Source organism: Roseateles saccharophilus, assembly GCF_004342485.1.
GTDB classification, from domain to species: Bacteria; Pseudomonadota; Gammaproteobacteria; order Burkholderiales; family Burkholderiaceae_C; genus Pelomonas; species Pelomonas saccharophila.
In genome coordinates this window covers 65134-89828 of record NZ_SMBU01000015.1, presented here as the reverse complement: position 1 = coordinate 89828, position 24695 = coordinate 65134, and the positions used below count along the sequence as shown (strand labels likewise).

The 24695-nt window shown below is 68.6% G+C and carries 20 protein-coding genes; 5 read left to right on the top strand and 15 right to left on the bottom strand.

The features are described 5' to 3' along the window. Positions 1 to 105: 105 nt before the first annotated feature. Entirely contained in the window at positions 106 to 1494 is a 1389-nt protein-coding gene (locus EV671_RS14090; RefSeq protein WP_132572605.1) for a metallophosphoesterase family protein, read from the bottom strand. Between the two features lie 2 nt (positions 1495 to 1496). Beyond that, positions 1497 to 3746, bottom strand: a complete 2250-nt coding sequence (locus tag EV671_RS14085; RefSeq protein ID WP_165917571.1) for a TonB-dependent receptor — start codon at positions 3744 to 3746, stop codon at positions 1497 to 1499. Positions 3747 to 3929: 183 nt separating this feature from the next. Between EV671_RS14085 and EV671_RS14080 the strand changes: the two genes are divergently transcribed. Further along, complete coding sequence (locus tag EV671_RS14080) at positions 3930 to 5768, top strand: sensor domain-containing diguanylate cyclase (protein WP_132572599.1); 1839 nt, start codon at positions 3930 to 3932, stop codon at positions 5766 to 5768. Between the two features lie 10 nt (positions 5769 to 5778). Here the strand turns inward: EV671_RS14080 and EV671_RS14075 are convergent, their stop codons facing one another. From EV671_RS14075 to EV671_RS14055, 5 genes are all read right to left on the bottom strand, one after another. Continuing rightward, on the bottom strand, positions 5779 to 7137 hold the full coding sequence (locus EV671_RS14075) for an MFS transporter (protein WP_132572596.1): 1359 nt from the start codon (positions 7135 to 7137) through the stop codon (positions 5779 to 5781). Between the two features lie 62 nt (positions 7138 to 7199). Beyond that, positions 7200 to 8639 carry an aldehyde dehydrogenase family protein gene (locus EV671_RS14070; RefSeq protein ID WP_132572593.1) on the bottom strand — a complete coding sequence of 480 codons (1440 nt, stop codon included), beginning with the start codon at positions 8637 to 8639 and terminating at the stop codon, positions 7200 to 7202. A 4-nt stretch (positions 8640 to 8643) separates the two neighbouring features. Further along, entirely contained in the window at positions 8644 to 9975 is a 1332-nt protein-coding gene (gene gudD, locus EV671_RS14065) for a glucarate dehydratase (RefSeq protein WP_132572589.1), read from the bottom strand. After that, the gene (gene kdgD / locus EV671_RS14060) at positions 9972 to 10883 is read right to left on the bottom strand and encodes a 5-dehydro-4-deoxyglucarate dehydratase (RefSeq protein ID WP_132572586.1); all 912 of its coding nucleotides are present in this window, start codon (positions 10881 to 10883) and stop codon (positions 9972 to 9974) included. The genes gudD and kdgD overlap by 4 nt, the downstream gene beginning before the upstream one ends. Positions 10884 to 10991: 108 nt before the next feature. Next, positions 10992 to 11717, bottom strand: a complete 726-nt coding sequence (locus EV671_RS14055) for a FadR/GntR family transcriptional regulator (RefSeq protein WP_132572583.1) — start codon at positions 11715 to 11717, stop codon at positions 10992 to 10994. A 114-nt stretch (positions 11718 to 11831) separates the two neighbouring features. Between EV671_RS14055 and garD the strand changes: the two genes are divergently transcribed. From garD to chrA, 3 genes are all read left to right on the top strand, one after another. Further along, on the top strand, positions 11832 to 13421 hold the full coding sequence (garD, locus tag EV671_RS14050; protein ID WP_132572580.1) for a galactarate dehydratase: 1590 nt from the start codon (positions 11832 to 11834) through the stop codon (positions 13419 to 13421). A gap of 129 nt (positions 13422 to 13550) precedes the next feature. Then, the gene (locus EV671_RS14045; protein WP_132572577.1) at positions 13551 to 13910 is read left to right on the top strand and encodes a hypothetical protein; all 360 of its coding nucleotides are present in this window, start codon (positions 13551 to 13553) and stop codon (positions 13908 to 13910) included. Between the two features lie 49 nt (positions 13911 to 13959). Further along, the gene (gene chrA, locus EV671_RS14040) at positions 13960 to 15306 is read left to right on the top strand and encodes a chromate efflux transporter (protein ID WP_132572574.1); all 1347 of its coding nucleotides are present in this window, start codon (positions 13960 to 13962) and stop codon (positions 15304 to 15306) included. A gap of 54 nt (positions 15307 to 15360) precedes the next feature. Here the strand turns inward: chrA and EV671_RS14035 are convergent, their stop codons facing one another. The 5 genes from EV671_RS14035 to EV671_RS27770 are packed head-to-tail and all read right to left on the bottom strand — an operon-like array spanning position 15361 to position 19771. Next, positions 15361 to 16599 carry a type IV pilus modification PilV family protein gene (locus EV671_RS14035; RefSeq protein ID WP_132572571.1) on the bottom strand — a complete coding sequence of 413 codons (1239 nt, stop codon included), beginning with the start codon at positions 16597 to 16599 and terminating at the stop codon, positions 15361 to 15363. Between the two features lie 12 nt (positions 16600 to 16611). Beyond that, positions 16612 to 18084: a pilus assembly PilX family protein gene (locus EV671_RS14030; protein ID WP_132572568.1), complete on the bottom strand. Its 1473-nt coding sequence runs from the start codon at positions 18082 to 18084 to the stop codon at positions 16612 to 16614. 24 nt (positions 18085 to 18108) lie between these two features. Further along, entirely contained in the window at positions 18109 to 18822 is a 714-nt protein-coding gene (locus EV671_RS14025) for a hypothetical protein (protein ID WP_132572564.1), read from the bottom strand. Then, on the bottom strand, positions 18816 to 19292 hold the full coding sequence (locus tag EV671_RS27010) for a pilus assembly FimT family protein (RefSeq protein WP_132572561.1): 477 nt from the start codon (positions 19290 to 19292) through the stop codon (positions 18816 to 18818). Before EV671_RS27010 ends, EV671_RS14025 begins: the two co-directional genes overlap by 7 nt. After that, positions 19292 to 19771 (bottom strand): type IV pilin protein, encoded by a 480-nt coding sequence (locus EV671_RS27770; protein ID WP_132572558.1) that lies wholly within the window; start codon positions 19769 to 19771, stop codon positions 19292 to 19294. Before EV671_RS27770 ends, EV671_RS27010 begins: the two co-directional genes overlap by 1 nt. Before the next feature lie 609 nt (positions 19772 to 20380). Here EV671_RS27770 and EV671_RS14010 point away from each other — a divergent pair. Next, positions 20381 to 21391 (top strand): NHL repeat-containing protein, encoded by a 1011-nt coding sequence (locus EV671_RS14010; RefSeq protein ID WP_132572554.1) that lies wholly within the window; start codon positions 20381 to 20383, stop codon positions 21389 to 21391. A gap of 38 nt (positions 21392 to 21429) precedes the next feature. On the opposite strand, the gene EV671_RS14005 is transcribed toward EV671_RS14010, so the two are convergent. Genes EV671_RS14005 through EV671_RS13995 form a run of 3 tightly spaced genes read right to left on the bottom strand, consistent with a single transcriptional unit; the run spans position 21430 to position 24419 of the window. Then, positions 21430 to 22380 (bottom strand): cation diffusion facilitator family transporter, encoded by a 951-nt coding sequence (locus tag EV671_RS14005; protein WP_207911160.1) that lies wholly within the window; start codon positions 22378 to 22380, stop codon positions 21430 to 21432. Between the two features lie 60 nt (positions 22381 to 22440). Further along, the gene (locus EV671_RS14000; protein ID WP_132572548.1) at positions 22441 to 23157 is read right to left on the bottom strand and encodes an MgtC/SapB family protein; all 717 of its coding nucleotides are present in this window, start codon (positions 23155 to 23157) and stop codon (positions 22441 to 22443) included. 2 nt (positions 23158 to 23159) lie between these two features. Further along, positions 23160 to 24419: a carbohydrate porin gene (locus EV671_RS13995; RefSeq protein ID WP_207911159.1), complete on the bottom strand. Its 1260-nt coding sequence runs from the start codon at positions 24417 to 24419 to the stop codon at positions 23160 to 23162. Between the last annotated feature and the right edge of the window lie 276 nt (positions 24420 to 24695).

Below are 24695 nucleotides of genomic sequence, written 5' to 3'. Positions count from 1 at the left end.
GGGCCTGGGGCGACCCGTCGATTTACCCGCCAGCAACCCTTCAATTCGAGCTTGTGGTGACGGAGTTGGCGCGGCACTCGGATGCCGGAAGTCACGCGAGCCGTGCTAGCAGCGCAGCCTGGAGCCGGCCAGGGTGCAACTGGCCAGCGGCCGGCCGCTGGCGTCGAAGGCCTCGAGCTGCCAGCCTTCGGGCGTGGCCGTGAGCAGCGAGAAACCGAAGTCGGTATGGACTTCGACGGTCTCGAGCAGGGCGCCGGGTTGCAGCTCGTAGTTCAGCGCGGCGGTGGCGTCGACGCGGCCCGCCGCGGCGGAGCCGCTGTTGCCGATGACCAGGGTCGCCGGATGGTTGCCCGCGAAGCCCAGGGCCTGGTGCATGTGGATGTGGCCGTGCAGCGTGGCCTGCACGCCGGGCGGGAAGAGGCGGCCGGGCGTGGCGTCCTGCAGCAGCGGGGTCAGGCCCGAGCGGGCCGCGCTGGGCGTGCCCAGCAGGCTGGGGCTGAAGGCCAGGCTGGGGTGATGGGTGACGAAGAGGCTCTGCGCGCGGTTGCGCGACAGCTCGGCGACGCGGTCGAGCTGGGCCCGCCAGCGTGCCCAGGCCTGCGAGTCCCGGGGCGGCGTGCGGCTGCCGATCTCGGAGGAGTCGAAGACGATGAGCTGGCTGCGCGGCGACAGCGGCACGGCGAAGGGTTCCGTGAAGTCGCCGTCGTTGACGCCGGGGCCCGCGGGCGAGCAGGCCCGGGCCGGGCCGGCCTCGGGGTCCAGGTAGCGCAGCCAGCCCTGGGCGGCGCGGCTGCAGGCCTCGTGGTTGCCGCGCACGAAGACCCAGGGCGCCGCGGCCAGCAGGGCCCGGGCGGGCTGGAAGAAATCGGCCTGCCAGGTGTCGTCGCCATAGCCCCAGGGGCTGTCGGCGCAGATGGCCAGGGCCGCCGGGCAGGGGCTTTCGCGGTAGTGGTAGTCGCCGACGTGGACGACGAGGTCGGGCTGCATCGCCAGCGCCTGGGCCAGCACGCGCGGGAAGGGCCAGCTGAGCGGGTCATTGCAGCCCTGGAAGGCATGGCCCGAGGCCTTCAGGCGGCAGCCCGTGTCGCCGATGACGACGATGCGGCGCGCTTCGGCGGCCGGGGCCTTCAGCGTGACGGTGTCGACCTGCAGGCTGTCCACGCCGGCCGGCAGGGCGGGCCAGGGCGCCTCGCAGGCGCGCAGCGCGAAGTGCGAGGGCTTGCGTTGGGGCTCCTTGTTGCCGGGTGGTGGCGCCTCGTCCCCGGGGGCGCTGCGCTCGGTCATCGCCGCGCTGCCGCCGGGCCAGGCGAGGCGGGGGCAACTGGCGTCCGCCGTCAGCGCGCGCACGGCCCAGGCCGGGCCGGCGACGGCCTGGACCCAGGCCTGCTGCAGGCCGGCCACCGCGGGCCCGGCCACGGGATTGGCCTGTGGGCCAGGCAGGCTGGCGCAGCCCGCCAGCGCCAGCAGGGCCGCGGCCAGCAGCCAGGCGCGCATGCTCAGAACTCCGCCTTGGCCGACACCTGGTAGCTGCGCGGCGCCTGGAAGGTGTACTGGTCGAACGTCGGGTTCTTGGCCGGGCTGATGGAGGTCACGTCCTGTTTGTTCATCAGGTTGAAGACGTTCAGTTGCAGCTTCAGCGCCTGCGCGCCGAAGCCCACGTTGGTGAAGCGGTAGGACAGGCTGAGGTCGGTATTGGTCGTGGCCGCGGTGCGGTAGCGCTCGTAGGCGCCCGGGTTGCTCGCATCGTAGTCCTGCTGGTAGCTGCTGCCGGTGCGCTTCCAGATCAGCGATGCGCCCCAGGGGCCTTGGTTGTAGAGGGCGCCGAGGGCGGCCGTCATATTGGGCGCGCCGGAGATGGTCTTGCCGGTGTCCTGGGCGATGGCCTTGTTGACCGAGGCATTGGCATAGGCCGCGAAGCCGCCGCCCACCATCCAGGTGGCCTGGCCCTCGACGCCCTTGTAGACGGCGCCGCCGACGTTGACATAGGCCGCCGCCGTGCCGCCCAGGCCGTTGGAGACGTATTTGTTCTTGAAGTCGATGCGGTAGATGTCGGCATCCCAGGTCAGCGCGGGGTTCTTGCCGACGATGCCGAGCTGGTAGTTGGTCGAGGTCTGCGGGTCGGCGCTGTTCTTCGTCGGGTCGGCGATGTAGAAGGACTTCAGGTCGGGAATCTGGAAGCCCTTGGCGTATTGCGCATAGGCCGCGAGGTCGTGCCCGAAGCGCTGGTTCAGCGTCAGGAAGGGCAGGGTCTTGCCATAGCTGACGCTGGCGTTCTGCGGCAGCCGTGTCGTCTGGTTGACGAGGGCGCTGACCGAGCGCGTCATGTCCACGTACTTGATGCCGGGCGTGATGCTGGTGCCGGCCAGCGGCTCCCACTCGAACTCGGCATAGGGCTGGAAGGACGAGATGCGTGACTGCTGGTCGAACAGCACGCTGGGGTATTGCACCGGCGCGGGCTTGGTCTCGCGCGGGTCGCGCACGCCCAGTGTCAGGTCGAGGTCGTACTGGTGGCGGTCGGTGTCGGAGCTCTCGGTCCAGACGCCGGCGCGCAGCGTGCCGGCCTCGAACTGGTTCTCGACGCGGAAGATGCCGCCCATCACGCGGTACTTGTTCTGCTTGTCGATGCCGGGAATGTCGGTGTTGCCCTTGGGGCCGGCCTTGGTGCCGGGCGCGGTGGCGCCGGTGGGGTCGGTGGAGGAGATGGTCTGGTTGTCGTAGCTGTAGGTGTAGACCTGGGCCTCGGTCGAGAAGCTGGCCGACCAGCGCGAGCGCAGTCGCAGGTATTCGAAGTCGGTGGCCTTGCCGGTGTGGTTGAAGCCCGTGTAATTGAAGCTCGTCGGGTCGTCGTTGAGGCTGTAGTTCTTGCCGTACTGCGCGACCTGGGCCAGCGTCGGGCCCTTGTTGTTGTCGGGCTGCACGTAGTGGATGCGGTTGACCGACATGAAGCCGGTCAGCGTGTGCTGGGAGGACAGCGGCATGTCGACCTTCAGCGTCACGTTGTTGCTCGCGATGCTGTTCTTCGTCAGATAGCCGTCGGACTCCAGGCGCTGCACATTGAGCTGCACGGTGGCCTTGTGGAACCGGGCCAGCTCGCCCGACTCCAGTGCGACGCCGAGCAGCCGGGTGTTCCAGCGGCCGAATGACGTGAAGAGGCTGCCGCCGGCCTCCTTGCCGGCCTGCTTGGAGAACAGGTTGAGCGAACCGCCGAAGGTGGCGAAGCCGAGGTTGCTCGCATTGCCCGGGCCGCGCTCGACGACGGCGCCGCCGATGACGGCGCCCGGGAAGAAGGACGTGGAGTGGTGGGCGGGGTTGTTGGTGTCGCCCCAGGGGATGCCGTCGAAGGTGATGTTGTACTGGTCGTCGCCGAAGCCGCGCAGCGTGGTCTTGGTTTCGGACAGGCCGGGGCCGTTGGCGGAGTCGCCCGACACGCTGGGCGCGATCGCGACGATGCGGCTGTATTCGGCCGTCGGCGCGACGGACTGCTCGATGAACTCGCGCGTGATGACGGACTGCGGCTGCGTGGCCGTCAGGCTGGCCTGCGTGGGCGCCACGGCCGAGGCAGTGTTCTTCTCCTTGCGGTAGGCACCCGACTGGGCCGACACGCTGACCGGCTCCAGCGTGACGACGTCGGCCGCGGGCTTGGCCTCGTCGGCGGCATGTGCGCCCAGGGAGAGCGCGAGGCCCGCAAGGGCCAGGCCGCGGGAGAGGGGGAGCAGGGCGAGGGGCGTCGTCAGGCGCGGATGCATGTCGGCTTTCATCGGTGCGGTTGGGTGCCGCGAGTGGCAAAACCGCGCAGACTAGAAGCCCGTGATGAAACCGTTGTGACGCCCTGCTTGCCGCGGGCTTGCGGCGTTAGATGTCGTCGCGGACACTTTGGGGCGCGAACTGGTCTTAGCATGTAAACCTGACCGCATACGACACCAAGAACAATGCCCAAAAAACTGGCAAGGCGAATCTGGCTGAACTGGGCTGTCGGGATCGCGTTGCTGCTGGCTCTCGTCGAGGGCATGGTGGGGATGGCCCTGTATGCCAGCTACCAGGAGCACACGGCGCGAGCCCGGCAGAGCGTCGAGAGCCTGGCCCAGACCCTGGGGCAGAGCGTCTCCGCCGACATCCGCCTCATCGACAATTCGCTCGCGTCGCTGGACCGGGAACTCGTCCGGGCCGGCCCCGATGTGTTGCAAAGACCCGAGCGCCTGCGCGAGGTGGTGGACTCCCACCGCGACCTGGTTCCCGAACTGTTCGCGATTCGGGTCACCGATGCCCAGGGCCGGGTGCTGAACCGGGAGACCGAGGGGGCGATGAGCGTCGAAGACCGCCCCTATTTCCAGGCCGCGCGCCAGCGGCCCAACCGGCTGGTGGTGTCGGATCCCGTCGTCGGCCGGGTCAGCAAGGACTGGACCCTGGTGTTCGCGCGAGCGCGCATCGACGCTGCAGGGCGGTTCGACGGCATCGTCTACGCCAGCATGCCGACGCACCACTACTTCCGCATGCTCAACGAAGTTGAGGTCGGCACGCATGGCGCCGCGACGCTGCGCACCGAGAGTCTCAGCGTCGTCGCGCGCTATGCGCCACCCGTCGCGGACCCCAACGCCGGCACCGGCACCAGCCAGGTGTCGGAGGATCTTCGCGCCTGGCTCGCGCGCAATCCGGACCAGGGTTTCTTCACCACCCGAACGGCGCTGGACGGCATCGAGCGCGTGTCTGCCTATGTGCGCGTGCCGGGCTACCGGCTGCTAATGCTGGTGGGCCTGGACACCGACAGCTTCTACGCACCCTGGCGCGCCGAGGTGGCGCAGTTGCTGGGGCTGAGCATCCTGCTGGTCGTGGTCGTCGTCGCCACCTCCCTGGCGCTGGGGCGCCGCCAGATCGAGCTGCGCCAGGCGCAGATGGAAACCTCGCGCCTGCTTGCCGAGCAGTCGGTCATGCTCGACAACGACCTGATCGGCATCGCCAAGACGCGCGACCGCGTCACCGTCTGGCACAACCGGGCCCTCGCGACGATGTTCGGCTACGGGCCGAGCGAGCTCGTCGGCCAGCCGTCGCGCCTGCTCTACCCCGACGAAGCGAGCTACGCGCGCATCGGCCGCGCCTATGCGGAACTCGATACCGGCCGCCCGTTCCGGACCGAGCTGCAGATGCGCCACCGCGACGGCCGGCTGATCTGGATCGACCTCAGCGGCATCCAGCTCGGCGATGGCGTGTCGATGTGGGTGATGGTGGACATTTCACGGGTCAAGGCGAACGAGGCCAATGCCGAGCGCCGCGCCGGGCTCGACCTTCTGACGGGGCTGCCGAACCGTCTCGGTCTCGATGCCGCCCTGCCGGCGGCCATCCGGCGGGCGCGGCTGGCCGACCGCGCCCTGGCCGTCGTGTTCATCGACCTGGACGGGTTCAAGGCCGTCAACGACACGCACGGGCATGACGCTGGCGACGCGTTGCTGCGCGAGATGGCCCGGCGCATCGCCGACGGCATTCGCGGCGAAGACCTGGCGGCGCGCATCGGCGGAGACGAGTTCGTCGTCGTGCTGTCGGAGGTGAGCGAGCGGGCCGACGTGCTGACCGTGCTCGAGCGCATGCTGGGCGCGCTGTCCCTGCCCGCCAAGTTGCCGGACGGCAGCGAGGCGGGCATCAGCGCCAGCATGGGCGTGGCGCTGTGGCCCGAGCACGCGGCCGACGCGGCGGGGCTGCTGACCCTCGCCGACCAGGCCATGTATGCCGCCAAGCGCGCCGGCAAGGGGCGCATCGTGTTCGGCACCGAGGGCTGAGCAGCCCTGCTCAGGCGCCGGTCTTGCGCAGCTCGAAGCGCTTGATCTCGCCGACGACGAAGAGGTAGCAGCCCACCGCGATCAGCGCATTGGCGGCCACGAAGACGAGGGCCGCGCTGAAGGAGCCGGTGCCCTTGATCAGGTAGCCGATGACGATGGGCGTCGTGATGCCGGCGGTGTTGCCGAAGGTGTTGAAGAGGGCGCCGGACAGGCCCGAGATCTCCTTGGGCGAGGTGTCGGACACGACCGCCCAGCCCAGTGCGCCCAGGCCCTTGCCGAAGAAGGCCAGCGACATGATGGCGACGACGACGGCCGCGCTGTCGACGTAGTTGCAGACGATCATCGACGTGGACAGCAGCATGCCGATGACGATGGGCGTCTTGCGCGCCACGGTCAGGCTCCAGCCGCGGCGCAGCAGCCCGTCGGAGATCAGGCCGCCCAGCACGCCGCCGGCGAAGCCGCAGATCGCCGGCAGGGCCGCGACGAAGCCGGCGTTCAGGATGGACATGCCGCGCTCCTTGACGAGGTAGACCGGGAACCAGGTCAGGAAGAAATAGGTGAGCGTCGTGATGCAGTACTGGCCGACATAGACGCCCATCAGCATGCGATTGCCCAGCAGCTGCTTGATGTAGTGCAGCTTGGGCGGCTCGCCGAAGCTGCGGCTCTGGGTGTTGGCGTTGTCCATGTTGACGAGGGCGCCGCCGGCGGCGATGTGGTCCAGCTCGGCCTGGCTGACGCTGGGATGGGTCTTGGGCGTGAACACCGTCTTCAGCCAGATGGCGCTGACCGCGATGCCCAGCAGGCCCATCACGACGAAGACCGCCGGCCAGCCGTAGCCGTGCGTGATCCAGCCCATCAGCGGCGCGAACAGCACGGTCGCGAAATACTGGGCCGAGTTGAAGATGGCCGAGGCCGTGCCGCGCTCGGCGGCCGGAAACCAGGCCGCGACGATGCGGCCGTTGGCCGGGAAGGACGGTGCCTCGGCCGCCCCCACCAGGAAGCGCAGCGCGAACAGCGCGACGACGGCCGTGCCGGCGCTGGCGGTCAGGAAGCTGATGCCACCTTGCAGCAGCGTGAAGATGGACCACAGCAGGATGCTGGCGGCGTAGACGGCCTTGGAGCCGAAGCGGTCCAGCAGCCAGCCGCCGGGCAACTGGGCGATGACGTAGGACCAGCCGAAGGCCGAGAAGACGTAGCCCATGGTCACGGCGTCGATGCCCAGCTCCTTGGACAGCGCCGGGCCGGCGATGGACAGCGTGGCGCGGTCGGCGTAGTTGATCGTCGTCACGACGAAGAGCATCGCGAGGATGGCGAAGCGCTTCCTCGTGCGGGTGGCGCCCGCCGCAGCGCCGGCGGTGGTGGTGTTCATGTCTGTCTCCTGGGAAGGCAAGGGCCTCGTCTTCTGTGGACGTTGGGCCCCGGTGACGGGGGTCAGGCCTGGGTGTAGGCCGTCTTCACGGTCGTGTAGAACTCGGCGGCATGGCGGCCCTGCTCGCGCGGGCCGTAGCTGCTGGCCTTGCGGCCGCCGAAGGGCACGTGATAGTCCACGCCCGCCGTCGGCAGGTTGACCATGACCATGCCGGCCTGCGCATGGCGCTTGAAATGGGTGGCGTGCTTCAGCGAGGTCGTCGCGATGCCGGCGGCGAGGCCGAAGGGCGTGTCGTTGGCCAGGGCCAGCGCATGCTCGTAGTCCCGTGCACGGATCACGCTGACGACCGGGCCGAACACTTCCTCGCGGTTGATGCGCATCGCCGGCGTCGTGTCGGTGATCAGGGCCGGGGTCAGGTAGAAGCCGGGCGCACCGTCGGCGTTGTGCTCGATGCGCGCGCCGCCCTGGGCGAGCCGGCCGCCCTCGGCCTGGGCGATGCCGATGTAGTCCATGTCCTGGCCGAGCTGGCCGGCGTCCACGACGGGGCCGATGTCGGTGCCGGCCTTGCGGGCGTCGTCGATCTTCAGCGTCTTCATCCTCTCGGCCATCGCGCCGACGAAGCGGTCGTGGATGCCTTCGGTGACGATGAGGCGGCTGGACGCCGTGCAGCGCTGGCCGGTCGAGAAGAATCCGCTGTTGACGGCGGCATTGACGGCCACGCCGAGGTCGGCGTCATCGAGAACAACCATCGGGTTCTTGCCGCCCATCTCGAGCTGGAACCTGGCCATGCGGGCCGCGCAGGCGGCGGCCACCTTCTGGCCGGTGGCGACCGAGCCGGTGAAGCTGACCGCGGCGACGCGCGGGTCGTTCAGCAGCGTCTGGCCCACCTCGGAGCCGCGGCCCATCACGAGGTTGAACACGCCGGCCGGCAGGCCGGAGCGCGACAGGATCTCGGCCAGCGCCCAGGCCGAGCCCGGCACCAGCTCGGCCGGCTTGAAGACGACGCAGTTGCCATGCGCCAGAGCCGGCGCGATCTTCCAGGCCGGGATGGCGATGGGGAAGTTCCAGGGCGTGATCAGGCCGACGATGCCGACGGCCTCGCGCGTGATCTCCACGCCCACGCCGGGCCGCACCGAGGGCAGGGCCTCGCCGCCCGGGCGCAGCGCCTCGCCGGCGAAGAACTTGAAGATGTTGCCGGCGCGCACGACCTCGCCGATGGCCTCGGGCAGGGTCTTGCCTTCCTCGCGGGCCAGCAGCTCGCCCAGTTCCGCGCGGCGGGCCAGGATCTCGGTGCCGACGGCGTCGAGGATGTCGAAGCGCTGCTGCGGCGTGGACAGGCTCCAGGCCGGGAAGGCCGCCGCGGCGGCCGTGATGGCCAGCTCGGTCTGGGCGCGGTCGGCCTGGGCGTACTCGCCGACCAGGTCGCGCGTGTCGGACGGGTTGATGTTGCGGGCGATGCCGTGGCCGTCCAGCCACTCGCCATTGATGAGGTTCTTGTGCATGGTCTTATCGGTCGAGAGCAGGCCGCTTGGGGTTGAAGGTCCAGCCGGGGATCAGGTATTGCATCGCGATCGCGTCGTCGCGGGCACCGAGGCCGTGCTGGTTGTAGAGGGCATGAGCCTTCTCGACCTCGGCCATGTCCAGCTCCACGCCCAGGCCCGGCTTCTTCGGCACCTGCACATGGCCGCCGACGATCTGCAGCGGTTCCTTGGTCAGGCGCTGACCGTCCTGCCAGATCCAGTGCGTGTCGATGGCCGTGACCTTGCCGGGCGCGGCGGCGCCGACATGCGTGAACATCGCCAGCGAAATGTCGAAGTGGTTATTGGAGTGCGAGCCCCAGGTCAGGCCCCAGTCGCGGCAGGTCTGGGCCACGCGCACGCTGCCGGCCATGGTCCAGAAATGCGGGTCGGCCAGCGGAATGTCCACGCTCTGCAGCGCCAGCGCGTGGGCGAGCTGGCGCCAGTCGGTCGCGACCATGTTGGTGGCCGTTGGCAGGCCGGTGGCGCGGCGGAACTCGGCCATCACCTCGCGGCCGGAGAAGCCGTCCTCGGCGCCGCAGGGGTCCTCGGCATAGGCGAGCACGCCGTGCATGTCGCGCATCAGGCGGATCGCGTCCGACAGCCGCCAGCCGCCGTTGGGGTCCAGCGTCACGCGCGCCGCGGGGAAACGCTCGTGCAGCGCGCGGATGGCCTCCACCTCCGCGTCGCCGCGCAGCACGCCGCCCTTGAGCTTGAAGTCGTTGAAGCCGTAGCGCGCATGCGCCGCCTCGGCCAGCCTGACGATGGCCTCGGGTGTCAGCGCGGCCTCGTGGCGCAGGCGGCACCAGTCGTTGTCGGCATCGGGCGCCGAGTCGTAGGGCAGGTCGGTCTTGCGGCGGTCGCCGACATAGAACAGATAGCCCAGCATCTCGACGGACTCGCGCTGCTGGCCTTCGCCGAGCAAGGCCGCCACCGGCAGGCCGAGGTGCTGGCCGAGCAGGTCCAGCATGGCGGACTCGATGGCGGTGACCGCATGGATGGTGGTGCGCAGATCGAAGGTCTGCAGGCCGCGGCCGCCGGCGTCGCGGTCCGCGAAGGCCTTCTGCACGGTCTGCAGCAGGCCCTGGTGGGCGCCCACGGGCTGGCCGACGACAAGGCTGCGCGCGTCCTCCAGCGTCTGGCGGATCTTCTCGCCGCCGGGCACCTCGCCGACGCCGGTGTGGCCGGCGCTGTCGGTCAGGATCAGCAGGTTGCGCGTGAAGAACGGCGCGTGGGCGCCGCTGAGGTTGAGCAGCATGCTGTCGCGCCCGGCGACGGGCACGACGCGCAGTTCGCGGACGACGGGCGTCGCGCTGCTCATTGCGGCCCCAGCCTGGAGATCAGCGCGCCCAATTGGTCCACCTCGGCGGGCAGCAGGTCGGACAGCGGCGGGCGCACCGGCCCCGCGCTGTGGCCGACCAGCGTCGCGCCGGCTTTCACGATGGACACGGCATAGCCCTCGCCCTTGTTGCGGATGGCGATGTAGGGCAGGAAGAAGTCGCGCACCAGGCGGTCGCAGGTGGCGGTGTCGCCGGCGGCATGGGCGTTGTAGAACGCCATCGCCGTGCGGGGAATGAAGTTGAAGACGGCCGACGAATAGACCGGGCAGCCCATGGCCTTGTAGGCGCCGGCGAACAGCTCGGCTGTGGGCAGGCCGCCGAGGTAGGCGAAGCGCTCGCCCAGGGTCTGGCGGATGGCGACGAACTTCTCGATGTCGCCGAAGCCGTCCTTGAAGCCGATCAGGTTGGGACAACGGTCGGCCAGCACCGAGAGGCTCTGCGGCGTCAGCCGGCAGGCGCCGCGGTTGTAGACGACGACGCCGAACTTAACGCTGCGGCAGACCGCCTCGACGTGGGCGATCAGGCCCTCCTGGCTGGCCTCGGTCAGGTAGTGGGGCAGCAGCAGCACGCCCTGGGCGCCCAGGCGCTCGGCCTCCTGCGCGTACTGGATGGCGACGCGGGTGCCGCCGCCGGCGCCGGCCAGGATGGGCGTGCGGCCGCGGCAGGTGTCCAGCGCGACCCGGATGACCTCGCTGTACTCGCCGGGTTCCAGCGAGAAGAACTCGCCCGTGCCGCCGGCCGCGAACAGCGCCGAGGCGCCATAGGGCTGCAGCCATTCCAGGCGCTCGGCATAGGGTTTCGCGGCGAAGTTCAGCTGTGCGTCGAAGTCGGTCAGCGGGAAGGACAGCAGGCCGGCCTGCAGGACGGCTTTGAGCTCTTGGGGCGACATGGGCGGGTCTCCGGGATGGGGGGAAAGGCGGGGCTGCAATTCGGTATGTTGTATGTCATCGTACAACTTGAATCAAGCCGGGGCAACTTGGTGTAAACCCTAGTCGATTCAGGCCGTCTGGGCCTGCGCGCGACGCCGCCGCTCGCGGCTGTTGCTCAGATGGGTGCGCATCGCGGCCCGCGCGGCATCGGCATCCTGGCCGCTGATCGCGTCGAAGATGCTTTCATGCTCGGCGTTGACGCGGCGCATATAGGCCAGGCGCTCCTGGTCCATGCCGGCGCCGGGCTCGAGGCGGGCGCGCGGGATGATCTGGGCGCCCAGCGTGCTGAACAGTTCGGTGAAGTGGCTGTTTTGGGTCGCCCGGGCCACCTCCAGGTGAAACTGGAAATCCGGCCCCACCGAGTCCTCGCCCGCCTCGACCGCCGCGATGACCGCATCGAGGGCGCGCCGCATGACGGCCAGGTTGTCCGCCGTGCGGCGCTGTGCCGCCAGGCCGGCGGCCTCGGTCTCCAGGCCGATGCGCAGCTCCAGCACGGCGATGACGTCCTGCAGCGTGCTGAACTGCTCCGGCGTGATCTTGAACGAGGGCCCGTCGCCGGGGCCGAGAACGAAGGTGCCGATGCCATGGCGCGTCTCCACCAGGCCGGCGGCCTGCAGCTTGGAGATGGCCTCGCGCACGACGGTGCGGCTGACCTCGAACTCCTCCATGATGGCCGCCTCGGTGGGCAGCTTGTCGCCGGCCTGCAGCTGACCGGCGCGGATGCGGTTTCCGAGCGAGTCGACCAGTTCGAGGGCCAGCGTGCGCGGCCGGCGGCGGGCAAGGGGGGCGTGCATTCGCGGGTTTTCCCTGGGTCGCAAGATGGGCGGGGCGTCTAAAGTGGGCCAAGTTGTACGACAACTGGACGACGTACAACGACTCAACCGCACTGTAGCAACACTCCCGCCGCCATGTCTGCTGTTTCCAACCGCCCGCCGCTGACGCTGCGCATGCACGCCGCCGACAACGTCGCCATCGTCGCCAACGACGGCGGCCTGCCCGAGGGCAGCCTGCTGCCCGCCGGCATCCCCGGTGCCGGCCTCGTGCTGCTTGAGAAGGTCCCGCAGGGCCACAAGGTCGCGCTGCAGGACATCGCGGAGGGCGCCGTCGTGCGCCGCTACAACGTGCCCATCGGCTACGCGGCGCGGGCCATCCCGGCCGGCGCCTGGGTGCACGAGCGCCTGCTGCGCATGCCCGAGGCGCGGGCGCTCGAGGGCCTGCCGATGGCGACGGTGAAACCGCCGGCCGCCGAGCCGCTCACGGGCTACACCTTCGAGGGCTATCGCAATGCCGATGGCTCGGTGGGCACGCGCAATATCCTCGCGATCACGACGACGGTGCAATGCGTGGCCGGCGTGGTGGCCCAGGCCGTTGCGCGCATCAAGGCCGAGCTGCTGCCGCTCTACCCCAATGTCGACGATGTCGTCGGCCTGGAGCATGGCTATGGCTGCGGCGTCGCCATCGACGCGCCCGATGCGGTCATTCCCATCCGCACGCTGAGGAACATCTCGCTGAACCCCAACTTCGGCGGCGAGCTCATGGTGGTCAGCCTGGGCTGCGAGAAGCTGCAGCCGGCGCGCCTGCTGCCGCCGGGGTCGTTCCCGATCACCGACGGGCGCGATACCGACGCCGGCCCCGAGACCATCTGCCTGCAGGACGAGGCCCATGTCGGCTTCATGTCCATGCTGGACGACATCGTGCGCAGCAGCAGACCCCACCTGGAACGGCTGAACGCCCGCCGCCGCGAGACGGTGCCGGCCAGCGAACTGGTCGTCGGCGTGCAATGCGGCGGCAGCGACGCCTTCTCCGGCGTGACGGCCAACCCGGCCGTGGGCTTTTGCGCCGACCTGCTGGTACGCGCCGGCGCGACCATCATGTTCAGCGAGAACACCGAGGTGCGTGACGCGGTCGAGCAGCTCACCAGCCGTGCCGCCACGCCCGAGGTGGCCGAGGCCATCGTGCGCGAGCTGGGCTGGTACGACCGCTACCTCGACCGCGGCCGCGTCGACCGCTCGGCCAACACGACGCCCGGCAACAAGGCCGGCGGCCTGGCCAACATCGCCGAGAAGGCGATGGGCTCCATCGTCAAGAGCGGCAGCGCGGCGATCAGCCATGTGCTGGCGCCCGGCGACAAGCTGCGGCGCGACCAGCGCGGCCTGGTCTACGCCGCCACGCCGGCCAGCGACTTCATCTGCGGCACGCTGCAACTGGCCGCCGGCATGAACCTGCACATCTTCACCACCGGCCGCGGAACGCCCTACGGCCTGGCCGAGTGCCCGGTCGTCAAGGTCGCGACGCGCTCCGAGCTGGCGCGGCGCTGGCACGATCTGATGGACGTCAACGCCGGCCGCATCGCCGATGGCGAGGCCAGCATCGAGGAGACGGGCTGGGAAATGTTCCGCCTTCTGCTCGACGTCGCCAGCGGCCGCCGCAAGACCTGGGCCGAGCACTGGAAGCTGCACAACAGCCTGGTGCTGTTCAACCCGGCGCCGGTGACCTGAGACCCATCCCGCTTCTCGGGCATGCGGGCGCGCGCCGCCCGCCGGGTTCACAATCGATTCCAACACGCCCCGCATCGAGGGCGCGGGCAGGGCGTCATGCCGTACGAGATTCGTTGGGAAGCTGCCGGCGTGTTCCGGCGATTCTTTGGCGACCTGAAGGTTGCCGACCGCCGTGCGTCCCTGCTGGAGATCTGCCGCGACCCGCGCTTCGACGAATTGCGCTACGCGATCACCGACTACAGCGATGTACAGGCCTATGAAAGCACGCCCGCCGGCACGGAGGAGATCGCCGCCATGCATGTCGGCCCGCTCCTCACCAACCCGAGACTCATCATTGCAGCGGTGACGGACCGGGCCGAGATCCTGGCCGACATCCGCTACTTCAAGGACCGGGGCTTCACCCGCGTGCCCTACCGCGTATTCGCCACGCTGGACCAAGCCCGGCGCTGGACTGAGCGACACCCGCGGATCTACGGCCGTGCCGCCTGACCCAGGGGCAGTTCTCGGGCGCCGGGCATCGGCCCCGAGAATGCCGGGCATGCACGCCGCCCCTCCCGCCCCCGTGAGCTTCTGGCAGGCCCTGGGCTTCTGGCTCAAGCTGGGCTTCATCAGCTTTGGCGGCCCGGCCGGCCAGATCGCGATCATGCATGCGGAGCTGGTCGAGCGCAGGCGCTGGATCAGCGAGCGGCGCTTCCTGCACGCGCTGAACTACTGCATGGTGCTGCCCGGCCCCGAGGCACAGCAGCTCGCCACCTACATCGGCTGGCTGATGCACCGGAGCTGGGGCGGCATCGTCGCCGGCAGCCTGTTCGTGCTGCCGTCGCTGTTCATCCTGACCGGCCTGTCCTGGCTCTATGTCGCCCATGGCAGGCTGGCCGTCGTGGCGGGGCTGTTCTACGGCCTCAAGCCGGCGGTGACGGCCCTGGTCGTGCATGCGGCCCATCGCATCGGCACGCGGGCGCTGAGGAACGGCTGGCTGTGGGGCATCGCGGCGGCGGCCTTCGTCGCGATCTTCGCTTTCGACTTGCCCTTTCCGCTGATCGTGCTCGGCGCGGGGGGCATCGGTGCGATCGGCGGGCGCCTGTGGCCGGGCGTCTTCGCGACGGGCGGGCAGGGCGGCGGCACGCTGGCGGGCTACGGCCCGGCGCTGATCGACGACGACGCGCCGACCCCGCCGCATGCGCTGTTCTCCTGGGCCGGCCTGGCCCGCGTGCTGGGCATGGGCCTCGCACTCTGGGGCGCTGCGATGGCGCTGCTGGCCGCCCGCTTCGGCTGGGACGGCGCGCTGACCCAGATGGCCTGGTTCTTCACGAAGGCCGCGCTGCTGACCTTCGGCGGTGCCTACGCGGTGCTGCCCTATGTCTACCAGGGCGCCGTCGAGCAGCACCAGTGGCTGAGCGGCACGCAGATGATTGACGGCCTGGCGCTCGGCGAGACGACGCCGGGGCCGCTGATCATGGTCGTGGCCTTCGTCGGCTTTGTCGGCGGCTGGACGAAGCAGGTGTTCGGGCCGGACGCGCTGTTCGCGGCCGGCGCGGCGGCCAGCGTGCTGGTGAGCTTCTTCACCTTCCTGCCGTCCTTCGTCTTCATCCTGGCCGGCGGGCCCTTCATCGAGACCACGCATGGCAAGCTGAAGTTCACCGCGCCGCTGACGGCCATCACGGCCGCCGTTGTCGGCGTCATCCTGAACCTGGCCCTGTTCTTCGCCTTCCACGTGCTGTGGCCGGCGGGCTTTTCGGGGCGTTTCGATGCGGTGTCGGCCCTCATCAGCCTCGCGGCGGGCGTCGCGCTGTTCCGCTTCAGGCTGGGCGTCGTGCCCCTGCTCGGCGCCTGTGCGCTGGCCGGCATGCTGCTGACGCAGATCGCGCCGACGCTGCTGGGCTGAGTGGGCCGAGGCCCGGACGAAGGCGCCTCCCTGGCTGCACCGGGGGGCGATTCGTCAGGATGGCGTGTTGAAGTTCGTCGCCGGGCAAGTGCCATCGGTGGCCGTCGAGGGCGAGGTGCTGCTGCGGCAGTCCTGGTGCCGGGTCGTGGCCACGCTGCCTCCCTGGGCCGTGGTCGTGGTCACCGTGGGACAGGAGCCTGCAGACGACGTGGCGACGTAATAGTTCTGGTCGTCCAGCGAGCGGTCCACGAGGCTGTAGGGCTGGACATTGGCCAGATTGCTGTTGACCGTCGAGCTGGTGGCGTACTGGAAGCGGCAGACGATGTAGTTGCCCGTCGTCGGCACCCCACCCAGGCGGATCGTGCCGGACCAGGTGCCGGTGATGGTCGTGACGCCCGTCGTGGCATCCACCGTTGCCGGCATCGGGATGACGCAGAGGTAGTAGAGATAGCCCGGGATTGGCGAGCTGGAGTTCTGATCCAGGGCCTGGCCGATCGTGCACGAGATGGCGTGCAGGCCGCCCGGGCCCGTTACCGCTATCTGGGATGTGTTGATGCCGGTAGGCAGCAGGGGTGTGCCGGTGGAGACGGCCCCGGAGATATAGCCGGTGACGATGTAGGCCGGCAGGGAGTAGCAGTTGGAGCTGCCGTAGTTGGCCGCCGTGAGGTTGTTGGTGTCGCAGCGTTGCACCACATTGCCGGCCGCGTTGTTGAAGACGATCGCGTAGCTGCCGAGCTGGTAGGCGCTGTTGCCGTTGTTCAGCGGAATGGACTGCACCGGGATGTTGAGGCTGCGGTTCTTGGGGTTCTTCAGATTGGTGTTGGCGGGCAGCGGAAAGCCGACATAGCCGGCGATGGCCGGGTCCATTTTGGCGATGACCGACGGCAGGGTCAGGCTTTGAGGGGCGCTGCTGGCATCGAACCAGCTCACGGCGACGGTGACCGGCCGCTGGAAGTCGGTGGCAGCACCGCCCACGGTCCAGGAGCGGGTATAGGTGGTGTTGGTCTGCGTCGTCGCGCCGCTGACGCTGTAGCTGCTCAGCGTGTCCGTCCCGTTGGCCAGGCCGTTCCAGCTCGACCCGGTTCCGGTGAGGGTGGTGTAGGCCCGCAGGGCCTCCATCTTGTCCTGGGCCAGCCGGGTGGCTTCCGTGCGCTGCTTGGCGATGTCGGAGCTGAGCGACAGCTTCTGCTGCATGCCGACCAGGGCCAGCATGCCGAAGCCCATGACGACCATGGCGAGCACGGCGTCGATCAGCGTGAAGCCTGAAGTTCTGCGAACAGGGCGGCGTGTCATGTCGGGCCTCGGTCAGTGGCAGGTGCGGACGGGGGGATTCGATGTGCTGAGGCTGCAGGCGTCAGTCCAGCTGCCGGGAACGCGCACGGCCGTGGCGGTGTCGATCTGGGCGCCCTGCAGCGCCGTGCTGTCGTAGGCCAGGGTGCCGTTGCCGTTGCTGCTCTGGTTGTTGCAGACGACCGCGGCGCCGTAGATGTTGGACGTGCCGGTACCGAACTCGTTCACCACGGCATCGTTGGAGAACACCATGCCGTAGACGCTGATGTTGCCGTTCAGCTTGAACTGACCGGGTACGACCAGGGTCACCGGATCGGATTCCGTGCCCAGGGCCCCACCCGGCAGGCCGGAGCTGTTGTTGAGTGTCAGGCCGGCCGGGAAATAGAAGCTGCGCCAGCCCTGGTTGTAGGCGTTCACGACCTGGGTGCCGCAGTCGTTGGCGGAGGAGCAGGTGATGCTGTCCACCTGGGGCTGCGTGGCATAGCTCGAAATGGTGGTGCCGAAATACGCCTTGAAGATCGACGAGTTGCTGCAGTTGGGATCGCTGGCTGCGAGATTGGACAGCGACGGGTCGTTGGAAATCTGGGCGTTCTGAGGCGGCAACCCGGGAATCGTCGCCGTCGACGCGCCGCCGCTGACGGTGATGCTGCCCCCGGCATTGATCGTGATGCCGTTGGTGCCCGGATCGGTATTGACGATGTTGAAGGAGCCGCCGGGGTTGCAACTGCCGCCACAGGTCAGGCCGGCTGGCGGCCGGCCGCGCAGCTGCGGCTGCAGGCGGACAACGGCGGAAACAGTGGCCACGCCGTCGGGCCCGAGGACGCCGGAGCTCGTGCCCGGCGTGCACACCTGGCTGGTCGGGGTGCAGCCGGTCACCGTGACGAGCACGGAGAAGTTGTCGTTCTGCCGCGTATAGGCCACGGGCGGGTAGACCGCATGCACCGGCGCGAAGCTGACCGTGAAGTTGGGCAGCACGCTGGTATTGCCGAAGCTGGCCGGCTTCACCTGCTCGTTGGTGCTGCCCGCGTCGCTGCCATCGTCGGTCACGGTGAAGGCCCCGCCTCCGGCGATGGTCACGTCGGGGCAGTTGCAGCTCAGCGTCGTGCCGTTGATCTGGCAGCCGGGGTAGGTCTTTTGCACCGGCACCGCGGCCATGGTCGACGCGTAGAGCGCCACCGGCGGGGGCGTTGCAGCGCCCCAGTAGGCGAGCATGTATTTCTTGCGGAATGGCCGCTTGGCGGTGGTCAGCGCGTTGCAGGAGTTGTCGATGTCGAAGGGCGTATTGAGCATGCCGACCGCCCACTCCAGGCCGGCCTGGGCCACCTCCTGCGCGGTGGTGGACCTGAGCTGGTTGACCGAGGTCTTCTGCTCGAAGATCAGGCTGCGGTTCAGATAGAGCATGACCAGGGAGATCCCGATCATCATGGCGATGGACATGAACAGCGCCGTGGCGCCGCGCTGGCGTGCGGAGGTGGGTGAGGGCTTCATGGCCGGTTCTCGTCCTGTGTGGGCCTAAGGGCAGGCGCCGCTGAGGGCGTCGTTGCGCACGCGCACGCTCTCCTGCAAGACGCGCGTCACGGCGCTGTCCTTGACGGACACACCCTGCATCTTGACCAGATAGCTGCGAACCGAGACCGCGGGGCAGTTGGTGGTGCAGGCGTTGGCGCAAACCGAGCTGATGTCCAGCGAGGTCACCGTCGGCGTCACCGAGAAGGCGCTGACCGTCACGATGTTCGTATCGGTCAGGGGCTGCCAGTTCCCGTTGCCCAGCTGCATCTTCAGCGCGCCGCCATCGAGCTTGAAGCCGAACTGCTCGTCCGTCTGCAGGATGTTGTTGGTGCAGGAGGTCGTCGCCGTGCTGGAGCAGGGGCCCAGAGGGGCGTCGTGGGCGAAGCTGTAGGTCAGCTGGCTGTTGCTGTAGCTGACGTCCTTGTAGGGGTTGGCGGTGGTCGTGGTGCCGGTCGGCGACGTGGTCGTGCCCGCCATGGCGTTCTGCCAATAGCCGGCGCGGCGCAGCTCGCGGGTGACGACGTCCATCCCGACCCGCATTTGCTGATTGACCTGGGCCTCCTGCAGCAGCCGGCGCGAGTTGCCGACGCTGCCGACGAAGACCAGCAACCCGCCGGCCACGACAAAGAGCGCGGCCATCAGGCCGATCATCAGCTCCACCATCGAGAGGCCGCGCTGGCGCCGCCAGGCTGGCTTTGCAGGGTAGGGGCTCAGCATGAGGGATAGCCTCCGAAGCTGCCGCTGGGCGAGCACATCGAGACGCGGCCCAGGGCATTCACGGTGGACTGCAGGGTGCCGGAAGTCGCGGTGCTGGACATGCCGATGGTGGTGTCATTGCCGGTGCAACTCGTCGTGACGCAGCCGCGCAGCGAATCGAAGACCAGGCTGACGCCCGAGGTCACGGTGATCCCGCTGGGCAGCGTCACGGTCTTGTAGGTCTGATTGCCGGTGATGCTGTAGGCCGTGCCATCGGTGGTGGTGCTGAAGGTGACGCTGACGTTGTCGGTCGCCGCCTGGGAGCGCGCGTATTGCAGGTCGACATTGAGCTCGCGCGCCACGCCCTCCATCCGGCGTCGGGCCAATATCGATGAGATCGAAGGGCTGGCCACGGCGGCGACGATGGCGAGCACCGCGACGACCACCATCAGCTCGATCAGCGAGAAGCCGCTTGAGTGCGCGCGGTGCATCACTTGCTCCAGCAACTGGTCGGCTTCATCGTGGCCGCCCCGTTGGACACCGAGACTGTCAAGGTGCTGCAGCCCGTGTCGCTGGCCTGGCTCGTGCCGGCGACCGCGGTGGCGGTCATTGTGTAGGCGGTACTGGTCGGGTTCGCGCCGATGGAAAGCGTGTAGTAGCCGCCGGTGGTCGTGGACGTCAGGCCCAGGCCACTTGGCCAGGCCGTCGTGAGCACGTCGTTGGTGGCATAGGTCGGGTTGTTGACGCGCCAGCGCTCCTGGATCTGCTGCGCCTGGGCGATCGCCTGGATGGCATCGGAGCGGCGGCTCCTGCGCAACTGCGACTGATAGGCCGGGAACGCCACCGCGGCCAGGATGGCCACGACGACGACCGCAATCATCAACTCGATCAGCGTGAAGCCGCGCAGGCCGAATCTGCCTGTGGCGCTCCACGGGGCGCGTCCTTGGGCAAACGCGGAAACTTTCGCCATGGCATGCATCCCTGTTGTACGACTGGAATCGATGCTAAGGCCGCGGTCGTTGGAACGGGGTGCAATAGTTGGCAGCCCGAACCGTGCAGGCGACGTGAGGCGGGTTTGGCTGGACGAGCGGAGATTGCGTTGCGCCGGCGCATACAAGAACACCCCGGCAACTCATGTCACCGGGGTGCTCGGGGAAGGCGCGAGACGGGGCCGCCGTCTCATCGGGCGGCCAATCAGGCCGCGGGCGCGTCGATGTTGCCGCCGAGGTCGTCGCGCAGCAGGCCCATGGCGGCCAGGGTCGACAGCACGAGGGTGAGGATCAGCAGTTCCATGGTTCTTTCCCTTTCTTTCTTCCGTTGTTGACGTCACGGAATGTAAGGGTTAGTACCTAGTTGCACAAGAGGAAAACAAGGGAAAACCCTATGTTTTCTGTGCATGGCTCGATGCGGTGCAACCTCGTCGCTCCGGGGGAAGGGAGCGCGCGAGTCCGGGTGTCGAACTTTCTGACAGCCGGCCCCACGGCGCGTGCCTGGAACAAAGAATTTTTAGTCAATTCAATGGGATAGGAGTCGTGGCGCGACTATTGCTGATGGTCCGACACCTACAAGGAGCATCGTCATGCGCAGGACAGTTCGGGGTTTCTCTGGCCTGGCGGCCGGCCTGATGTTGATGGCGGGTGGGGCCCGGGCCGACTTGGTCGCCGGTACGCTTTACTTCACGTACTTCTCGGGTGGCGCGAACGTCAACGACGTCGCCTACAACTACGACAGCTCGACGCACAGTTTCAGCCTGGGGGCCGTCAACAATCTGGCCGGAACCAATGGTGCGGACGGCATCATCTTCGCGCCCAATGGCAACTTGCTGGTCGGCGGGCAGTGTTCGGGCAATGTCTATGAGGTGAACCCGGGCAACGGCAATGTCGTCGGCTCGGGCAATACCTTGGGTGGCTGCTCCTACCACCTCGCCCTGGATCCCAGTGGCGGCAAGGTCTACACCAGTGACTTCGGCGGCGAGCTCAAGGTGATGCCCCTGCCGTTGACCAACGCCACCACGGTGACCGTCAACGGCGGCGATCAGGGCGTCACCGGCCTGGCGTTCACGCCTGGCGGCAGTGCCTACTATGTCAACGGGTCCCCCAACGGGCACGGCAATGTCGGGCATATTGATCCCACCACGGGAGCCACCATCCGCTTGTTCACCGGCCTCACGCCGGCGCACGGCATGGTGTTCGACAGCTACACCAAGCTCATGACGCTGTTTGGCGACGGCTTTGACGCCACGTTCAATCCTCTGGCGGGCAGCGATGCCGGGATTGTCAGCAGCCTGAAACAGAGCCAGCAGGTGACCTGCGACTTCGACCAAGGCGCCGTTGACGGCAAGGGCCATGCGCTGGTGGCAGGCTGCAACCAGATCACCTTCATCGACTACAGCATCAGCGGCGACATCACCCATCCCGACTACGCGACCTCGATAGGCGGTTTCAGCAACATCGACGATGTGGCGCCGCTGTCGGGCCTGGGATCCAACAACCCGCCGGGCGGCAGCCTGCCTGAGCCCATGTCCCTGGCCCTGGCAGGATTGGCCTTGTCTGCGGCCCTTGGCGTGACCGGCAAGGCTCGCCGCCGCTGACGACCCAGGCGAAAGACCCCCCTGCGCCAGGGCTCAGGTCAAGGCCGACCGCACGGCGCTGGCGAATGGTCGCCGTCCGGGCGGCGCCAGGGGTCCACATGGGTCATCAGGTTCAGCACGCGATGCCGCTGCAGCACGCGGCGCCGCGCTTCGACGGCGATCTCGTGGCCGGCCTCCACCGTCAGGTCGGCGGCCACCTCGATGTGGGCGTCCACGACGACCATGTCGCCCATCTTGCGGGTGCGGACGTCATGCACGTCCATGACGCCGGGCGTCTCCACCAGCGTGCGGCGGATGGCCGCGACCTCCTCCTCGTCGACGGCCCTGTCCATCAGGTCGTGCAGGGCATCCCAGCCGAACTCCCAGCCCATCTTGGCCACCATGAAGCCGACGATGGCCGCGGCGATGGGGTCGAGGATGGGGTAGCCCGCCAGGTTGCCGATGATGCCAATGCCCACGACGAGCGAGGACGCGGCGTCCGAGCGCGCATGCCAGGCGTTGGCCACCAGCATGCTGGACTTCACCCGCTTGGCCACGGCCAGCATGTAGCGGAACAGCAGCTCCTTGGAGGTCAGCGCGCCGAGCGCCACCCACAGGGCCGCCATGTGGACACGCGGGATGGCGTCGGGCTGCTGCAGCTTGGTGATGGCCGACCCCAGCATGCCCAGGCCCACGGCCAGCAGCAGCAGGCCGAGCACCAGGGATGCAGCGGTTTCGTAGCGGTGGTGGCCGTAGGGATGGTCCTCGTCGGCATCCTTCTGGCTGTGGTGGTTGGCCAGCAGCACGACGAAGTCGGCGATCAGGTCGGACAGCGAGTGGACGCCGTCGGCCACCAGGCCCTGGGACCTGGTCAGCAGGCCAGCGGCGATCTGCGTCGCGCTGAGCAGCAGGTTGACGAGAACGCTGACCCAAGTGCTGCGGGAAGCGGCGGCGGCCCGCTGCGCGGGCGTGTGCTCGGTGTCTTCGGAATCGTCGTGGGTAGGGGGCATGGGGTTCATGGCGACAGGGTAGGCGGGGAAGCTGAAGCTGCGATGAAGTGAGCCGGCGCGTCACTCCTGCGCGCTGGCGTTCCAGAACGCCTGCACGACGCCGGGGGTGGACTCCAGGCGTGCCATCACGGCGTCCAGCTGCTCGGGCACGACGGCCGTGGCGTAGAGCGTGGCCTCGATCTCGGCATCGTTCTGGCCGAAGGGCTGCTGGTCCACGGCCCGCACCGGATAGCTGGCCTCTTCGAGCAGCTCGATCAGGCGCTCCTGCACGTCAGCCTGCTGTTCCCGATCACAGACCACATGGACCGCATAGGTCGCTTCGCTGGATTCCTCCTCCACCGGCCGGCGGTTGATGCGGTTCACCACGGGGCGCAGCAGCGTATTGCTGGCAAGCACGAACAGCGCCGCGACGATGGCCTCGCCCAGCAGGTCCGCGCCGGCGCAGGCGCCCACGGCCGCCGACCCCCATAGCGTGGCCGCGGTGTTCAGGCCGATGACGTTGGCGCCTTCCTTCATGATGGCGCCGGCACCCAGGAAGCCCACGCCAGAGACGACGTAGGCCGCCACATGCACGGCGCCTTCGTTGCCGCCGAGCCGCTGGGCCATGTCCACGAACACCGCCGCGGCCACGGCCACCAGTGCGTTGGTACGCAGGCCGGCCGTGCGCTGGCGCCACTGCCGCTCCAGGCCGATCAGGCCGCCCAGCGCGAAGGCTGCGCTCACGCTGACCAGGGTGTCGAGGAGGGAGTCGAGGTTGAGGTTTTGCAGGGCTTGCATCGTCAGTATTCCGCGTGCAGGCGCAACGCCAAGGCCGAAACCGGCCCGCGGTCGGCGTTGTAGGCCGGGTTGCGCAGGTGTTGGTAGTCTCCGGTCACGGACAGGAAACGCCCCAACGGGAACTTGTAATAGGCCTCGAGAATCCGTTCGTTCGCAGCGTGCGGCAGCATGCCGTCCCCGACCAGGATGCCCAGGCCACCGGCCGCGAAGAACCGCCGGGCTTGCCCAGACAGGCCATTGGATGCCAACGCCAGGCCCAGCGTGTGCTCCGGTTGCCGCCAGAAGCTGCCCTTGATCTGCAGGCCTGCGGCGACCGACCGGTTGATGTCGGTGAAGTCATAGGCTTCGGTGCGGCCATCGTTCCAGCTGCAACGGACGAATGCGCCGACGCCCTGGGCTACTTCCTGCTCCGCGTTGAAGGCCACGCCATGCTTGCGCTGGAAGCGGCGCAGCGGTGCCAGGTCCGTCGGCATCTGGCCGGTGGCCTGGAACAGGTTCAGCGCGTCGACATAGCTCGCCATGCGTGCCTCGGTGACGAAGCCCAGCAGCCGCACCGCGCCCGGGCGGCCCATCCAGATGAAGCGGCGCTCGGCCTCCACCAGCCACTGGCGTTGGCCGAACTTGCCGTCCAGCGTTTCGCCGTTCGGCCGCTTTGACATGGCGTAGAAGCCGCCTCGCAGCGACCAGTCGCCACGGACCCACTCGGCGGTCGCACCCGCACTGAAGCCCCAGGAATCGGCGGCATAGTCGAACGCGCCGCTGTCGATGACGGCCCAGTTCAGGAAGTCTGCGCGCGGGTCATGCGCATAGCTATTGCCGTCGAACAGATCGACGACCGAGATCTTGCCCAGCGTCAACGTGAGCCGCTCATCCGGCCGGGCACCCGCCAATTGGTTGGCGCCGGCTTCGACGATGCCCGCATCGGGGCCCAGCGCCAGGGTCTGGCGCAGAAAGGCACGGTGCAGGCGGCCGTAGACGCTGTCGTGCCCGACCTTGTAGGCGTCGCCGCTGGTGAAGCCGGCGGCGCCCAGGGTATTGGCCAGGCCATAGCCCTGGTCGAGCTCGGGATTGAGGTAGAGCTCGCCACCCTTCCAAAGCCGCAGGCCGAGGAACAGCGTGGCATCCACCGTCTCCTTGGCACTCTCGTGCGGCGGCAAGCTGTTCGGGCCGGCGTAGGGCGAGCTGAAGCTGCCATGCCGCTGCGTCGTGCTGGTGGCCTGGACATGCCAATTCCACTCTTCCTGGCCTGCGTCGGCGGCCATGGCTTGCCTGGCCATCAGACCCAGGCCGGCCCCGAGAAGCATTGCGGGCAGCCATGCCAGCGCACTCGCATGGCGTGCCTCCGCGAGGCTGTTGCGGCGCGCGACCATGTTGAACAAAACCATCATCATTTCTTCGATCCAAAACTTCGTGGCGGCAGATCCCATGGATCTGCGCAAGTCGTCACCGGTGCTCCAGGCACCGATGACCCGTTGAGTCAGGCCTGGGCAAAGGCCTGTTGCTGGACAGCTGCGACGACCATCGCCGGCGGATTCGGG

Excerpts from the sequence above, each read along its gene's own strand:
- EV671_RS14030 (WP_132572568.1), bottom strand. The coding sequence starts at position 18,084 with ATGAAGCCCTCACCCACCTCCGCACGCCAGCGCGGCGCCACGGCGCTG.
- EV671_RS14090 (WP_132572605.1), bottom strand. The coding sequence starts at position 1,494 with ATGCGCGCCTGGCTGCTGGCCGCGGCCCTGCTGGCGCTGGCGGGCTGC.
- EV671_RS14025 (WP_132572564.1), bottom strand. The coding sequence starts at position 18,822 with ATGCTGAGCCCCTACCCTGCAAAGCCAGCCTGGCGGCGCCAGCGCGGC.
- EV671_RS27010 (WP_132572561.1), bottom strand. The coding sequence starts at position 19,292 with ATGCACCGCGCGCACTCAAGCGGCTTCTCGCTGATCGAGCTGATGGTG.
- garD (WP_132572580.1), top strand. The coding sequence starts at position 11,832 with ATGTCTGCTGTTTCCAACCGCCCGCCGCTGACGCTGCGCATGCACGCC.
- EV671_RS14055 (WP_132572583.1), bottom strand. The coding sequence starts at position 11,717 with ATGCACGCCCCCCTTGCCCGCCGCCGGCCGCGCACGCTGGCCCTCGAA.
- EV671_RS14085 (WP_165917571.1), bottom strand. The coding sequence starts at position 3,746 with ATGCATCCGCGCCTGACGACGCCCCTCGCCCTGCTCCCCCTCTCCCGC.
- EV671_RS14000 (WP_132572548.1), bottom strand. The coding sequence starts at position 23,157 with ATGCAAGCCCTGCAAAACCTCAACCTCGACTCCCTCCTCGACACCCTG.
- EV671_RS14080 (WP_132572599.1), top strand. The coding sequence starts at position 3,930 with ATGCCCAAAAAACTGGCAAGGCGAATCTGGCTGAACTGGGCTGTCGGG.
- gudD (WP_132572589.1), bottom strand. The coding sequence starts at position 9,975 with ATGAGCAGCGCGACGCCCGTCGTCCGCGAACTGCGCGTCGTGCCCGTC.
- EV671_RS14075 (WP_132572596.1), bottom strand. The coding sequence starts at position 7,137 with ATGAACACCACCACCGCCGGCGCTGCGGCGGGCGCCACCCGCACGAGG.
- kdgD (WP_132572586.1), bottom strand. The coding sequence starts at position 10,883 with ATGTCGCCCCAAGAGCTCAAAGCCGTCCTGCAGGCCGGCCTGCTGTCC.
- EV671_RS27770 (WP_132572558.1), bottom strand. The coding sequence starts at position 19,771 with ATGGCGAAAGTTTCCGCGTTTGCCCAAGGACGCGCCCCGTGGAGCGCC.
- EV671_RS14010 (WP_132572554.1), top strand. The coding sequence starts at position 20,381 with ATGCGCAGGACAGTTCGGGGTTTCTCTGGCCTGGCGGCCGGCCTGATG.
- chrA (WP_132572574.1), top strand. The coding sequence starts at position 13,960 with ATGCACGCCGCCCCTCCCGCCCCCGTGAGCTTCTGGCAGGCCCTGGGC.
- EV671_RS14005 (WP_207911160.1), bottom strand. The coding sequence starts at position 22,380 with ATGCCCCCTACCCACGACGATTCCGAAGACACCGAGCACACGCCCGCG.
- EV671_RS13995 (WP_207911159.1), bottom strand. The coding sequence starts at position 24,419 with ATGGCCGCCGACGCAGGCCAGGAAGAGTGGAATTGGCATGTCCAGGCC.
- EV671_RS14035 (WP_132572571.1), bottom strand. The coding sequence starts at position 16,599 with ATGACACGCCGCCCTGTTCGCAGAACTTCAGGCTTCACGCTGATCGAC.
- EV671_RS14070 (WP_132572593.1), bottom strand. The coding sequence starts at position 8,639 with ATGCACAAGAACCTCATCAATGGCGAGTGGCTGGACGGCCACGGCATC.